10 protein-coding genes and 3 rRNA genes are annotated in these 14,313 nt (G+C 65.8%); 11 read left to right on the forward strand and 2 right to left on the reverse strand.

Annotated elements, in window-relative coordinates; all coding sequences use genetic code 11:
- Position 1 precedes the first annotated feature (1 nt).
- Genes argF through argH form a run of 4 tightly spaced genes read left to right on the forward strand, consistent with a single transcriptional unit; the run spans position 2 to position 4,075 of the window.
- A complete protein-coding gene (gene argF, locus FHU38_RS09295) occupies positions 2-925 on the forward strand; it encodes an ornithine carbamoyltransferase (RefSeq protein ID WP_167169002.1) in 924 nt (307 codons plus the stop codon).
- On the forward strand, positions 922-1,443 hold the full coding sequence (locus FHU38_RS09300) for an arginine repressor (RefSeq protein ID WP_167169005.1): 522 nt from the start codon (positions 922-924) through the stop codon (positions 1,441-1,443). The genes argF and FHU38_RS09300 overlap by 4 nt, the downstream gene beginning before the upstream one ends.
- Complete coding sequence (locus FHU38_RS09305) at positions 1,427-2,638, forward strand: argininosuccinate synthase (RefSeq protein ID WP_167169008.1); 1,212 nt, start codon at positions 1,427-1,429, stop codon at positions 2,636-2,638. The genes FHU38_RS09300 and FHU38_RS09305 overlap by 17 nt, the downstream gene beginning before the upstream one ends.
- Positions 2,639-2,647: 9 nt before the next feature.
- A complete protein-coding gene (gene argH / locus FHU38_RS09310; protein ID WP_167169011.1) occupies positions 2,648-4,075 on the forward strand; it encodes an argininosuccinate lyase in 1,428 nt (475 codons plus the stop codon).
- A gap of 82 nt (positions 4,076-4,157) precedes the next feature.
- Here the strand turns inward: argH and FHU38_RS09315 are convergent, their stop codons facing one another.
- Complete coding sequence (locus FHU38_RS09315) at positions 4,158-4,619, reverse strand: flavin reductase family protein (RefSeq protein WP_208415614.1); 462 nt, start codon at positions 4,617-4,619, stop codon at positions 4,158-4,160.
- A gap of 273 nt (positions 4,620-4,892) precedes the next feature.
- Between FHU38_RS09315 and FHU38_RS09320 the strand changes: the two genes are divergently transcribed.
- The 7 genes from FHU38_RS09320 (at position 4,893) to rrf (ending at position 13,538) form a co-directional block, all read left to right on the forward strand.
- Entirely contained in the window at positions 4,893-5,768 is an 876-nt protein-coding gene (locus FHU38_RS09320) for an LLM class F420-dependent oxidoreductase (RefSeq protein WP_167169014.1), read from the forward strand.
- 60 nt (positions 5,769-5,828) lie between these two features.
- Positions 5,829-6,125: a DUF1905 domain-containing protein gene (locus tag FHU38_RS09325; protein ID WP_167169017.1), complete on the forward strand. Its 297-nt coding sequence runs from the start codon at positions 5,829-5,831 to the stop codon at positions 6,123-6,125.
- Positions 6,126-6,225: 100 nt separating this feature from the next.
- Entirely contained in the window at positions 6,226-6,843 is a 618-nt protein-coding gene (locus tag FHU38_RS09330) for a DNA-3-methyladenine glycosylase (RefSeq protein WP_208416151.1), read from the forward strand.
- Positions 6,844-6,858: 15 nt separating this feature from the next.
- The gene (gene tyrS, locus FHU38_RS09335) at positions 6,859-8,133 is read left to right on the forward strand and encodes a tyrosine--tRNA ligase (protein WP_167169022.1); all 1,275 of its coding nucleotides are present in this window, start codon (positions 6,859-6,861) and stop codon (positions 8,131-8,133) included.
- A gap of 349 nt (positions 8,134-8,482) precedes the next feature.
- A 16S ribosomal RNA gene (locus FHU38_RS09340) occupies positions 8,483-10,015 on the forward strand.
- 190 nt (positions 10,016-10,205) lie between these two features.
- Positions 10,206-13,348 (forward strand): 23S ribosomal RNA (locus FHU38_RS09345).
- A gap of 73 nt (positions 13,349-13,421) precedes the next feature.
- Positions 13,422-13,538: ribosomal RNA gene (gene rrf / locus FHU38_RS09350) — 5S ribosomal RNA — on the forward strand.
- Together the 16S, 23S and 5S rRNA genes form the textbook arrangement of a ribosomal RNA operon.
- Before the next feature lie 371 nt (positions 13,539-13,909).
- Here the strand turns inward: rrf and FHU38_RS09355 are convergent.
- The gene (locus FHU38_RS09355; protein WP_167169025.1) at positions 13,910-14,284 is read right to left on the reverse strand and encodes a hypothetical protein; all 375 of its coding nucleotides are present in this window, start codon (positions 14,282-14,284) and stop codon (positions 13,910-13,912) included.
- Positions 14,285-14,313 lie beyond the last annotated feature (29 nt).

Below are 14,313 nucleotides of genomic sequence, written 5' to 3' on the forward strand. Positions count from 1 at the left end.
CATGCCTCGCCACTTCCTCCGCGACGACGACCTCACTCCCGAGGAGCAGGCCGCCGTTCTCGATCTCGCCGACGAGTTGAAGAAGCAGCCCCACGGCGACGCGCTCGCGGGCCCGAAAGCGATCGCGGTGATCTTCGAGAAGAACTCCACGCGCACCCGGTTCTCCTTCGAGGTCGGCATCGCGCAGTTGGGCGGCCACCCGGTGATCGTCGACGGCAGGAGCATGCAGCTCGGTCGCGAGGAGACCATCGGCGACACGGCACGGGTGCTCTCCCGCTACGTCGACCTCGTTGTGTGGCGTACGTTCGCGCAGAGCAGGATCGAGGAGTTCGCGCGCACCGCCACCGTGCCCGTCGTCAACGCGCTGACCGACGAGTTCCACCCCTGCCAGATCCTCGCCGACCTGCAGACCGTACGTGAACGCAAGGGCACGCTGTCCGGTCTGACGCTCACCTACCTCGGCGACGCGGCCAACAACATGGCGCACTCGCTGTTGCTCGGTGGGGTGACGGCGGGCTTGCACGTCAGGGTGGCCGCGCCGGAGGGCTTCCACCCACTGCCGTGGGTGCTGGAAGCGGTCCGCGCCCGCGCCGCGCTCACCGGCGGTAGCGCGGAGGTCTTCACCGACCCGCACGCGGCCGTCGACGGCGCCGACGTGGTGACCACCGACTCGTGGACCTCGATGGGGCAGGAGGGTGACGGCAAGGATCGCGTCACCCCGTTCCAGCCGTACCAGGTCAACGCCGACCTGCTGGCCAAGACGGGTAAGGACACGATCGTGCTGCACGACCTGCCCGCCCACCGGGGCGCGGAGATCACCGACGAGGTGATCGACGGGCCCGCCAGCGCGGTGTGGGACGAGGCGGAGAACCGGCTGCACGCACAGAAGGCGCTGCTGGTGTGGCTGCTGGAGCAGCGACGATGAGCAGAGCGGGTCGCCAGGCCAGGATCGTGGAACTGGTGTCGAGCAGGGCCATCCACAGCCAGACCGAACTGGCGAAGCTGCTGGCGGGCGAGGGCATCGATGTCACGCAGGCCACCCTGTCCCGAGACCTCGACGAACTGGGCGCGGTGAAGCTGCGCGGAGCGGACTCCGGTGCGCCGGTGTACGTGATCCCGGAGGACGGCAGCCCGGTCCGCGGCGTGCAGGGCGGCACGGCGCGGCTGTCCCGACTGCTCGGCGAGCTGATGGTGTCGGTGGAGCCGTCGGGCAACCTGATGGTGCTGCGCACCCCGCCCGGGGCCGCGCAGTTCATGGCAAGCGCGATCGACAGGGCCGCGCTGGAGGAGGTCGTCGGTTCCATCGCGGGCGACGACACGGTGGCGGTGATCGCACGGGAACCGCTCACCGGCAAGGACCTGGCCGAACGATTCGCGGCATTGGCGCGGCGATCGACCCCGGACGTGACGAACGGAGACAACGAAAGTGAACAGCAAGACTGACCGGGTGGTGCTCGCGTACTCGGGCGGGCTCGACACCTCGGTGGCGATCGGCTGGATCGCAGAGGAGACCGGTGCCGAGGTGGTGGCCGTGGCCGTCGACCTCGGGCAGGGTGGCGAGGACCTGGAGACCATCCGCAAGCGGGCGCTGGAGTGCGGTGCCGTCGAGGCGGTGGTCGCCGACGCTCGCGAGGAGTTCGCCGACGAGTACTGCCTGCCAGCGCTGCAGGCCAACGCGCTCTACATGGACCGCTACCCGCTGGTGTCGGCGCTGTCCCGGCCGCTGATCGTCAAGCATCTCGTGGAGGCGGCGAAGTACCACGGTGCGGGCACCGTCGCGCACGGCTGCACCGGCAAGGGCAACGACCAGGTGCGCTTCGAGGTCGGCATCGGCGCGCTGGCCCCCGACCTGGACGTGCTCGCACCTGTGCGGGACTTCGCGTGGACAAGGGAGAAGGCGATCGCCTACGCCGAGGACCGCAGCCTGCCCATCGACGTCACCAAGAAGTCGCCGTTCTCGATCGATCAGAACGTGTGGGGCAGGGCAGTGGAGACCGGCATCCTCGAGGACCTGTGGAACGCCCCGCCCAAGGAGGTCTACTCCTACACCCAGGAGCCGACGGTGCACTTCCAGGCACCCGACGAACTGGTCATCACCTTCGACAAGGGTGTGCCCGTGGCCATCGACGGCCAGCGGGTAACGGTGCTCGAGGCCATCCAGCAGCTCAACCGGCGCGCGGGCGCGCACGGTATCGGCAGGCTCGACATGGTGGAGGACCGGCTCGTCGGCATCAAGAGCCGCGAGGTGTACGAGGCGCCCGGCGCCATCGCGTTGATCACCGCGCACCAGGAGCTGGAGAACGTCACCATCGAGCGCGACCTTGCCAGGTTCAAGCGGCAGGTCGAACAGCGCTGGGGTGAGCTGGTCTACGACGGCCTGTGGTTCTCGCCGCTTAAGGAGGCGCTCGACGGGTTCGTCGGCAAGGCGCAGGAGCACGTCACCGGCGACATCCGGATGGTGCTGCACGGCGGCACGGCGACCGTAACGGGCAGGCGCAGCCAGGAGTCGCTCTACGACTTCAACCTGGCCACCTACGACGAGGGCGACACCTTCGACCAGTCGCTGGCGAAGGGGTTCGTGCAGTTGTGGGGCCTGCCGAGCAAGATCGCCGCGAAGCGGCAGCAGAGCAAGGGCTGAGAGGCGAGCGTGAACGACTCCGGACAGCCCGCCCGCTTGTGGGGCGGCAGGTTCGAAGCCGGGCCCGCGGCCGCGATGGCCGCACTCAGCGCGTCGACGCACTTCGACTGGCGGCTCGCGCCCTACGACATCGCGGGTTCGCGGGCACACGCTCGCGTGCTGCACAAGGCCGGCCTGCTCAGCGACGACGAGCTGGCCGCCATGCTGGCGGCGCTGGACCTGCTCGCCGAGGACGTGGCCTCCGGCGCGTTCGTCCCGACCGTCGCCGACGAGGACGTGCACACCGCGCTGGAGCGGGGCCTGCTGGAGCGGGCGGGCGCCGAACTGGGCGGCAAGCTCAGGGCGGGTCGTTCCCGCAACGACCAGGTGGCGACGCTGTTTCGGATGTGGCTGCGCGACGCGGCACGCCGGATCGTGTCCGGGACGCTGGACGTGCTCGACGCGCTTGTCGAGCAGGCGCGGCGGCACCCGGACGCGGTCCTGCCGGGGCGCACGCACCTGCAGCACGCGCAACCGGTGCTACTCGCCCACCACCTGCTGGCGCACGCGCAGTCGCTGCTGCGTGACATCGGCAGGCTGCGCGACTGGGACGCCCGAGCGGCCGAGTCCGCGTACGGCTCCGGCGCGCTGGCCGGGTCGTCGCTGGGGCTGGACCCCGAGGCTGTCGCCGAGGAACTGGGCTTTCCGCGTTCGGTGGAGAACTCGATCGACGGCACCGCCTCGCGCGACTTCGTCGCCGAGTTCGCGTTCGCGCTGGCGATGCTCGGGGTGAACCTGTCCCGCATCGCCGAGGAAGTCATCATCTGGAACACCGCCGAGTTCGGTTACGTGACCCTCGACGACGCATGGGCCACCGGCAGCTCGATCATGCCGCAGAAGAAGAATCCCGACGTCGCCGAGCTGACCCGTGGCAAGTCGGGACGGCTCATCGGCAACCTCACCGGCCTGCTCGCGACGCTGAAGGCGCAACCGCTGGCCTACAACCGGGACCTGCAGGAGGACAAGGAACCGGTGTTCGACTCCGTGGCGCAACTGGAACTGCTGTTCCCGGCGATCGCGGGCATGGTGTCGACACTGACCTTCCACACCGAACGGCTGGCCGAGCTGGCTCCCGCGGGGTTCACGCTCGCCACCGACATCGCGGAGTGGCTGGTGCGTCAGGGCGTGCCGTTCCGGGTGGCGCACGAAGCCGCGGGTGAGTGCGTCCGGGTGGCCGAGGGCAGGGGTGTGGGTCTGCCCGAGCTGACCGACGACGAACTGGCCCGGATCAACCCCGCACTGACCCCGAAGGTGCGCGAGGTGTTGACGGTGGCGGGGTCGGTGGCCTCCCGTGACGCCAAGGGCGGCACCGCTCCGGTGCGCGTCGCCGAGCAGCGCGACCGGCTGCTCGCCCGGGTGGCCGAGCACCGTGCGTGGGTGGCGGCCGAACGCTCCTGAAGTGCCACCCGGTCCTTTGGACGGCCCGGGCGAAGCGGGATTCAGCGGCACCGGTGAGGAACGTGAGCCGCCGACAAGAACGTCACCGTGACACCACTTCCCCGGTCCTTGTGTGCGTGCCGAAGGTTCGCCGGTGGTAGGTCAGCGGCGCGCCGCCGCTGGACTCGGCGTGGCACACGTCGCCGAGCACGAGATCGGCCACCGTGCGGCCGAGGAAGACACCGGCTCCCGGGATGCGTGGCACGCCCGCGTGTGTTCGCCACGGCGTGCCCGCGAACTTGGCGGCACCGCCCTTGCGCGCGAATCGCGAGGCCAGTGCCGCCTGCCCGTTGCCGAGCACGTTGACGCCGAACCGGCGGGTCCTGCGCAGCACGGCCAGCAGCGCCGAGTGCCGGTCGAGCGCCACGAGCACCATGGGCGGATCCATCGACAGCGAGGCGAAGGCGCTGACGGTGGTGCCGTGCGGCAGCACGGAGTCCATGCCTGTCACGACCGCTACCGGCGTGCACACCTGTGCCATCGCCGCGCGAAAGGCCGGGTTCATGCGGCCGCGCCCGCTGGCTCGCCGCGCGACCGACAAGCCAGCGGCGGCGCCTCACGGGCGTTGCCGCTGGGTGGTGTCGCTGTCATCGGTGGTCCCTTCGCTTCGCCGGTTTGCCATGGGTTCTGTCAGGGAGGCTACGGGCGCGCGGCGCCCGCGCCGTCTCAGTTGTGAGACCTGACGCGATCGCGCTTTTCGCGCGTCTTGACCTGGAGTGCGCTCCAGCGGCTAGCGTGCGGGAGCACGGATCTGCCATCCGAAACAGGGGAGCGCTTCATGGAGCTCGGCTTTCACATCCCGATCTTCGACATCGACGGTGGCACAGGCTCGATCGCAGGCGAGCTGGCCAGGGTGGGCGCCTCGGCGGAGGCCAGCGGCGCCACCTGGCTGTCCTTCATGGACCACTTCTTCCAGATCGAGCCGACCGGGCTCCCGGCCGAGGCGCACATGCTGGAGGGCTACACCACGCTCGGCTACCTGGCCGCGCACACCTCCACGATCGAGCTCGGCCTGCTCGTCACGGGGGTGACCTACCGGCACCCCGGACTGCTCGCCAAGATCGTCACCACGCTGGACGTGCTCTCCGGCGGCCGCGCCGCGCTGGGCATCGGCGCCGCCTGGTTCGAACGTGAACACCGAGGTCTGGGGGTGCCGTTCCCGCCGGTGGCCGAGCGGTTCGAGCGGCTGGAGGAGACGCTGCGCATCTGCGGCCAGATGTGGGACCCGGACAACAACGGGCCGTTCGAGGGTAAGCACTACCAGCTGGCCGAGACGCTGTGCTCGCCACAGCCGATCCACCGGCCGAAGGTGCTCATCGGGGGCGGCGGGGAACGCAAGACGCTGCGCCTGGTGGCGCGGTACGGCGACGCCTGCAACCTGTTCGCCTCCTCACCTGCCGACGTCGAACACAAGCTCGACGTCCTGCGACGGCACTGTGACGACGTCGGCAGGGACTACGACGACATCCACAAGACGGTGCTGGCCAACAATCCACGGCCGAGCCCCGACACCCGCGACCAGTTCGTGCGTGCGATGGCCGACTACGCCAAGCTCGGCGTACGAACCGTCGTCGTCACGCCGACCACCGGTTCGCCGGCGGCATGGATCGACGGCATGGCACCCGCCGTCGCGCAGCTCGCCGAACTCGGCTGACGGTGCGGCCTCGGGTGCGGCCGCCACGAACTTGTCGGTACCCGGTGCCATCCTGCCGGTGTGATCACCGAGTTCGATGCGCGACTGTGGGTGTGGGACCCCGAACGTCGCGACAGCTGGATGTTCGCGACCCTGCCCGAGGACCTGGCCGAGGACATCCGTGCGCTGGCGGGCCCCCGCAGGGGGTTCGGGTCGTCGCGGGTACGGGTCGGTATCGGCGCCACCAGGTGGTCGACCTCCGTCTTTCCCGACCGCACGCGCGGATACCTGCTGCCGGTCAAGCGAGCCGTCCGCCGTGCCGAGGGACTCCGCCCCGGTGATGTCGCGACGGTGAGCCTGGAACTGCTCGAGCTGTGACCCGTGCGTATGCCGCACGGTCCTGCTACTAGCCTTGATCGGCGAAATGTGCGGCGAGCGGGGGTTGCGGGTGACCGATGGGGACGTCGGAGAGCGGGTCATGGGACGCGAGGAACTGGCCGTTGACCCGGTGCCGCTCGCACGCAGGCTGCTCGGTTGTGTGTTGGAGGCGCGCGGGGACGACGGCGTCGTGCGGGTGCGGCTCGCCGAGGTGGAGGCATACCGGGGGCTGGACGACCCGGCGTCGCACTGTTACCGCGGCCGCACGGCTCGCAACGAAGTGATGTGGGGTCCGGCCGGGCACCTCTACGTCTATTTCGTGTACGGCATGCATTTCTGCGCCAACATCGTCGGCCTCAGTGACGGCGAGCCGGGTGCGGTGCTGCTGCGCGCCGGAGAGGTCGTCGAGGGCAGGGAGCTGGCCGCCTCCCGCCGCCCCACGGCGCGCGGCGGCGGCGCGGTAGCCAAGGGCCCCGCCGTGTTGACGTCGGTGCTGGGCATCGACAGGTCCCACAACGGCGTCGACCTCACCGACGCGGGTTCGCCGGTGCGGCTGCTGGCGGGCAGGCCGGTGCCGAGCGACCGGATTCACGCCGGACCGAGGGTGGGGGTCGCCGCGGCGATGGACGTGCCGTGGCGGTTCTGGATCGCTGGTTCGCCCGCGGTCAGCACCTACCGGCGGGGAGGGCGGGCGCGTACGCGCGTGAGGCGGCCGTGAGGGATGATGCGGGACGTGAGCGAGCACATCCTTGACGAGCTGACCTGGCGCGGTTTGATCGCGCATTCCACCGATCTCGACGCGTTGCGCCGGGACCTGGACGGCGGCCCGATCTCGGTCTACGCGGGCTTCGACCCCACGGCCCCGAGCCTGCACGCCGGACACCTGGTACAGATGCTGATGCTGCGCCGCTTCCAGAACGCGGGCCACCGGCCGGTACTGCTCGCCGGTGGGGGCACCGGGCTCATCGGTGACCCCAGGGAGGTGGGCGAGCGGGTGCTGCACTCCGAGGAGCAGGTGCGCGAGTGGGCGGGCAGGTTGCGTGGCCAGCTGGCGAAGTTCGTCGACTTCGATCATCCGGATGTGGCGCCCGTCGAGGTCAACAATCTCGACTGGCTCGGCTCCATGACCGTGCCCGTTTTCCTGCGCGATATCGGTAAGCACTTCTCGATCAACACGATGCTGGCGAGGGAGACCGTGCGCCGCAGGCTCGAGGGCGACGGGATGTCCTACACCGAGTTCAGCTACCTGCTGTTGCAGGCGACCGACTACCGGGAGCTGTTCGAGCGCTACGGGGTGCGGCTACAGGTCGGCGGTTCCGATCAGTGGGGCAACATCCTGGCGGGTGTGGACCTGGTTCGTCGGGTGCACGGCGAACAGGTCCACGCGCTGACCACACCGCTCATCACCGACTCCGAGGGGCGAAAGCTCGGCAAGTCCACCGGCGGCGGCAACGTCTGGCTGGATCCGGAGCTGACCTCGCCGTACGCCTGGTACCAGTACTTCGTGAACCTGCCCGACGCGGACGTGGTGGAATGCCTGAAGTTGCTGACCTTCCTCGATGCCGACGAGATCGCCGAGCTGGAGCGGGAAACCTCCCAGCGTCCCTCGGCGCGGCTGGCGCAGCGCAGGTTGGCACAGGAGTTGACCGACCTGGTGCACGGTGAGGACCAGACGCGGCAGGTGGTCGCGGCCAGCCAGGCCCTGTTCGGCCGGGGACAGCTCGCAGAACTGGAGCCCGCCACGCTCGACGCGGCGATGGCCGAGGTGCCGACAGGTGAGGTGAAGCTGACCGACGAGCCGACGATCGTCGACGTGCTGCTGGCGGGCGGGCTCGTGGACAGCAAGGGTGCCGCGCGGCGCACCGTCAAGGAGGGCGGTGCGTACGTGAACAACACCAAGATCACCGACGCGGAGTGGCGTCCCTCGCCGGGCGATGCGTTGCACGGGCGGTGGCTTGTGGTGCGCAGGGGCAAGCGCACCCTGGCGGGGGTTCGGCTGCTCGCCTGAAATAGCTCGCTGACCAGGGGTTTCGCTGGAAGTGACCCCCCTGTGCACGGCGGGGGACAAGGGGTGTAATCTTTTCCTTGTCGCCGGGGAGACCGGGCCGGGCAAGATCCTGGCGCGGGTTACCAGGCAGGGGAATGCGAGCCAAGCTCTCACCGTTGAAGGTGATAGAGTGGGTGTTCCCAAAAGGGCGAGTCCTCCCACACAGGCCGAGTCGGGCAGGTGGGGATGACGGCGCCCTCAACAACCACGTGTTGTTTGAGAACTCAACAGTGTGCTAGCAGATTTTGTGTTTGTGGTGTTTGTTTTTGCCCCTTTTTTGTGGGTTTTTTTGAGTTTGAGTTCAGGGTTTTTGTTGGAGAGTTTGATCCTGGCTCAGGACGAACGCTGGCGGCGTGCTTAACACATGCAAGTCGGACGCTGAAGCTCAGCTTGCTGGGTGGATGAGTGGCGAACGGGTGAGTAACACGTGGGTAATCTGCCCTGTACTTCGGGATAAGCCTTGGAAACGGGGTCTAATACCGGATAGGACACATCGTCGCATGGTGGTGTGTGGAAAGCCTTTGGGTGGTATGGGATGAGCCCGCGGCCTATCAGCTTGTTGGTGGGGTGATGGCCTACCAAGGCGGTGACGGGTAGCCGGCCTGAGAGGGTGACCGGCCACACTGGGACTGAGACACGGCCCAGACTCCTACGGGAGGCAGCAGTGGGGAATATTGCACAATGGGCGCAAGCCTGATGCAGCGACGCCGCGTGAGGGATGACGGCCTTCGGGTTGTAAACCTCTTTCGCCCAGGACGAAGGGTTTCGGCTTGACGGTACTGGGAGAAGAAGCACCGGCTAACTACGTGCCAGCAGCCGCGGTAATACGTAGGGTGCGAGCGTTGTCCGGAATTATTGGGCGTAAAGAGCTCGTAGGCGGTGTGTCACGTCTGCCGTGAAAACCTACGGCTTAACCGTGGGCGTGCGGTGGATACGGGCATCACTTGAGTTCGGTAGGGGAGACTGGAATTCCTGGTGTAGCGGTGGAATGCGCAGATATCAGGAGGAACACCGGTGGCGAAGGCGGGTCTCTGGGCCGATACTGACGCTGAGGAGCGAAAGCGTGGGGAGCGAACAGGATTAGATACCCTGGTAGTCCACGCTGTAAACGTTGGGCGCTAGGTGTGGGGTGCTGTTCACGTGTCCCGTGCCGTAGCTAACGCATTAAGCGCCCCGCCTGGGGAGTACGGCCGCAAGGCTAAAACTCAAAGGAATTGACGGGGGCCCGCACAAGCGGCGGAGCATGTGGATTAATTCGATGCAACGCGAAGAACCTTACCTGGGCTTGACATGCATCAGACGCATCCAGAGATGGGTGTTCCCTTGTGGTTGGTGTACAGGTGGTGCATGGCTGTCGTCAGCTCGTGTCGTGAGATGTTGGGTTAAGTCCCGCAACGAGCGCAACCCTTGTCCTATGTTGCCAGCGGGTTATGCCGGGGACTCGTGGGAGACTGCCGGGGTCAACTCGGAGGAAGGTGGGGATGACGTCAAGTCATCATGCCCCTTATGTCCAGGGCTTCACACATGCTACAATGGCTGGTACAGAGGGTGGCGATACCGTGAGGTGGAGCGAATCCCTTAAAGCCGGTCTCAGTTCGGATCGTAGTCTGCAACTCGACTGCGTGAAGTCGGAGTCGCTAGTAATCGCAGATCAGCAGTGCTGCGGTGAATACGTTCCCGGGCCTTGTACACACCGCCCGTCACGTCACGAAAGTCGGTAACACCCGAAGCCCATGGCCTAACCCACGTTGGTGGGGGGGAGTGGTCGAAGGTGGGACTGGCGATTGGGACGAAGTCGTAACAAGGTAGCCGTACCGGAAGGTGCGGCTGGATCACCTCCTTTCTAAGGAGCAACTGTTCCACGGTTGTTCGTGGTTTTGGTGGACCGCCACAAACGCGTCCTGTGCTGTGTTCTGCCCTGTTGTGGGGTGGTGGTGCGGGGTCTGTTGGTGCGCTGTTGGGTTTTGAGGCAACACGTGGTGTTGTTTCGGTGTGGTGTTTGAGAATTGCAGAGTGGGTGCGAGCATCTTTGTGGTCAAGTTGTGTAGGGCACATGGTGGATGTCTGGGCATCAGGGGCCGATGAAGGACGTGGGAGGCTGCGATAAGCCTCGGGGAGCTGTCAACCGAGCTGTGATCCGAGGGTGTCCGAATGGGGTAACCCGGCACCCGTGATGGGGTGTCACCCGCACCTGAATGTATAGGGTGTGTGGAGGGAACGCGGGGAAGTGAAACATCTCAGTACCCGTAGGAAGAGAAAACAAGTGTGATTCCGTGAGTAGTGGCGAGCGAAAGCGGAGGAGGCTAAACCGTGCGCATGTCAAGCTGTCAGGTGTTGTGTGTGCGGGGTTGTGGGGTGCCACTGTTCAGGAGCTGACACTTCTGGTGATGCCGTGTGTGGTTAGTGGAACAGCCTGGGATGGTTGACCGGAGTGGGTGAGAGTCCCGTACGCGAAAACTGCATGGCGGTGTTGTGGTGGTGTTTCCCCGAGTAGCAGCGAGCTCGTGGAATTTGCTGTGAATCTGCCGGGACCACCCGGTAAGCCTAAATACTTCCTGGTGACCGATAGCGGACGAGTACCGTGAGGGAAAGATGAAAAGTACCCCGGGAGGGGAGTGAAAGAGTACCTGAAACCGTGTGCCTGCAAGCCGTCAGAGCTGCTGCCTTGTGTGGTGGTGATGGCGTGCCTTTTGAAGAATGAGCCTGCGAGTTAGTGCTGCGTGGCGAGGTTAACCCGGGTGGGGTAGCCGGAGCGAAAGCGAGTCCGAAGAGGGCGTGTGGAGTCGCGTGGTCTAGACCCGAAGCGGAGTGATCTACCCATGGCCAGGGTGAAGCGCCGGTAAGACGGTGTGGAGGCCCGAACCCACCAGGGTTGAAAACCTGGGGGATGAGCTGTGGGTAGGGGTGAAAGGCCAATCAAACTCCGTGATAGCTGGTTCTCCCCGAAATGCATTTAGGTGCAGCGTCACGTGTTTCACGCCTGGGGTAGAGCTACTGGATGGCCTAGGGGGCTTACCGGCTTACCGAAGTCAACCAAACTCCGAATACGGGTGTGTGAGAGCGTGGCAGTGAGACGGCGGGGGATAAGCTTCGTCGTCGAGAGGGAAACAGCCCAGAACACCGGCTAAGGCCCCTAAGTGTGTGCTCAGTGGGAAAGGATGTGGAGTCGCTGAGACAACCAGGAGGTTGGCTTAGAAGCAGCCATCCTTGAAAGAGTGCGTAATAGCTCACTGGTCAAGTGGTTTTGCGCCGATAATGTAGCGGGGCTTAAGCACACCGCCGAAGCCGTGTCACCTGCACATGAGATCCGCCGATTGTCCCTGCGGGGTTGTTGGTGTAGTCGTGTGGGTGGGTAGGGGAGCGTCCTGCATCCAGGGAAGCCATCGTGGAAACGAGTGGTGGAGGGTGTGGGAGTGAGAATGCAGGCATGAGTAGCGAATGCAGAGTGAGAATCTCTGCCGCCGGATGACCAAGGGTTCCTGGGCCAGGTTGTTCCGCCCAGGGTAAGTCGGGACCTAAGGCGAGGCCGACAGGCGTAGTCGATGGACAACGGGTTGATATTCCCGTACCCGCGTGTGCGCGTCCCTGGCGAGGCAGGTGAGACTAACCACCCGCCCCGCGCTTGTTTCTTCGGAGATGGGTGTGGGTGTGCGTGGGACCTGAGCTTGTAGTAGCCAAGCGATGGGGTGACGCAGGAAGGTAGCCCCGCCAGTCAGTGGTGATACTGGTGTAAGCGTGTGGCCCGCCCGGCAGGTAAATCCGTCGGGCTGTCTTCGATGACGAGGGTGAGGCGTGATGCATAGCCGTTGTGGCGAAGTAGGGTGATCCTCTGCTGCCGAGAAAAGCCTCTAGCGAGTGTGCGCGTGGCCCGTACCCCAAACCGACACAGGTGGTCAGGTAGAGAATACCAAGGCGATCGGGTGAACTGTGGTTAAGGAACTCGGCAAATTGCCCCCGTAACTTCGGGAGAAGGGGGGCCGAAACACCTGAAGCCCCGCGCGGGCTAGGGTGGGTCGGCCGCAGAGACCAGCGGAAAGCGACTGTTTACTAAAAACACAGGTCCATGCGAAGACGTAAGTCGATGTATATGGACTGACGCCTGCCCGGTGCTGGAACGTTAAGAGGACCGGTTAGCCCCTTTCGGGGGGTGAAGCTGAGAATTTAAGCGCCAGTAAACGGCGGTGGTAACTATAACCATCCTAAGGTAGCGAAATTCCTTGTCGGGTAAGTTCCGACCTGCACGAATGGCGTAACGACTTTCCGGCTGTCTCAACCACAGGCCCGGCGAAATTGCACTACGAGTAAAGATGCTCGTTTCGCGCGGCAGGACGGAAAGACCCCGGGACCTTTACTACAGCTTGGTATTGGTTTTCGGTTCGGCTTGTGTAGGATAGGTGGGAGACTGGGAAACCCGCACGCCAGTGCGGGTGGAGTCATTGTTGAAATACCACTCTGGCCGGATGGGGAACCTCAACCCGCGCCCCTGATCGGGGTGGGGGACAGTGCCTGGTGGGTAGTTTAACTGGGGCGGTTGCCTCCCAAAAGGTAACGGAGGCGCCCAAAGGTTCCCTCAGCCTGGTTGGCAATCAGGTGTTGAGTGTAAGTGCACAAGGGAGCTTGACTGTGAGACTGACGGGTCGAGCAGGTGCGAAAGCAGGGACTAGTGATCCGGCACCTCCTGGTGGAAGGGGTGTCGCTCAACGGATAAAAGGTACCCCGGGGATAACAGGCTGATCTTGCCCAAGAGTCCATATCGACGGCATGGTTTGGCACCTCGATGTCGGCTCGTCGCATCCTGGGGCCGGAGTAGGTCCCAAGGGTTGGGCTGTTCGCCCATTAAAGCGGCACGCGAGCTGGGTTTAGAACGTCGTGAGACAGTTCGGTCCCTATCCGCCGCGCGCGTAGGAGACTTGCGGAAGGCTGTCCCTAGTACGAGAGGACCGGGACGGACGAACCTCTGGTATGCCAGTTGTCCCACCAGGGGCACGGCTGGTTAGCTACGTTCGGAAGGGATAACCGCTGAAGGCATCTAAGCGGGAAACCCGTTCCAAGATGAGGTCTCCCACCCCCCGTGGGGTAAGGCCCCCAGCAGACCACTGGGTAGATAGGCCAGACATGGAAGCACAGCAATGCGCTCTGGAGTGGACTGGTACTAATCGGCCGAGGACTTCACCACAAAACCCCCATGCACCCGCACCCACTCTGCAACTCTGAAACACCACACCACACCGTGGTTGTTTCACCACCGTTTCGGTGGCCACAGCGACAGGGACACGCCCGGACCCATCCCGAACCCGGAAGCTAAGCCTGCCAGCGCCGATGGTACTGCACCCCCACGGGTGTGGGAGAGTAGGACACCGCCGAACACCAACAACCAAAGGCCCGTTAGGATAGGTCGGCTGACCGTCCTAACGGGCCTTCGGTATGTCTACGTTCATAGTGCGCACTAGGAGGACACGTGTCCGAGTTCGGCCGGCGCGACTCAGAGAACGACGGCGAGTCCGCTCGACCGCGGCGACGCGACGAGGATCGCCGGAACAAGCCGGCTGGCGAGGGTGCTCGGGCGTACCGCGACGATCGCAGGCGGCGCGACGACAGGGCCCGTGGCCAGGACCCGCGCAGGCAGGATGGCAGCCAGGATCGCGGCCGTGGCGGGCACGGCAGACCCGGACAGGACGAACGGATCGGGGACGAACGGGGCCGGGACGGTTCGGGTAGGTTCGGCCACGGAGAGCGGTCACAGCGAGACCGTGGGTCCGGCCGCGACGAGCGGGACCGCTCCTACCGGCCGCGCCGCGATCGAGAGGATTCCGGTCGGCCCGACGGCGACCGCCGCACGGGGCGCGGCGGTCACGGAGAGCACGGAGGTCATGGTGGGCACGGACGGCAGAGCGGTCACGGAAGTCATGGTGGCGGACGGCCGCGCCATGGCGACGGAGCGCGTGGCCACGACGGGCCTCGCCGGGACAACCGCGCCGCCGGCGAGGACAGGCCGCACCGGGGTGGTGCCGAGTATCGGCAGCGTCGAGAAGGCGGGCCACGCCGGGAGTACAGGCAACGGCAGGACTCCGGTGCACGCCGTGAGCAGCCGCGTCGCGAGGGTGGGCCGCACCGCGCTGCCCGGGCGCCACGCGAGCGCGG

This window comes from Saccharomonospora amisosensis (assembly GCF_011761185.1).
GTDB classification, from domain to species: domain Bacteria; phylum Actinomycetota; class Actinomycetes; order Mycobacteriales; family Pseudonocardiaceae; genus Saccharomonospora_A; species Saccharomonospora_A amisosensis.

Excerpts from the sequence above, each read along its gene's own strand:
- argF (WP_167169002.1), top strand. The coding sequence starts at position 2 with ATGCCTCGCCACTTCCTCCGCGACGACGACCTCACTCCCGAGGAGCAG.
- FHU38_RS09300 (WP_167169005.1), top strand. The coding sequence starts at position 922 with ATGAGCAGAGCGGGTCGCCAGGCCAGGATCGTGGAACTGGTGTCGAGC.
- FHU38_RS09315 (WP_208415614.1), bottom strand. The coding sequence starts at position 4,619 with ATGAACCCGGCCTTTCGCGCGGCGATGGCACAGGTGTGCACGCCGGTA.
- FHU38_RS09320 (WP_167169014.1), top strand. The coding sequence starts at position 4,893 with ATGGAGCTCGGCTTTCACATCCCGATCTTCGACATCGACGGTGGCACA.
- FHU38_RS09330 (WP_208416151.1), top strand. The coding sequence starts at position 6,226 with ATGGGACGCGAGGAACTGGCCGTTGACCCGGTGCCGCTCGCACGCAGG.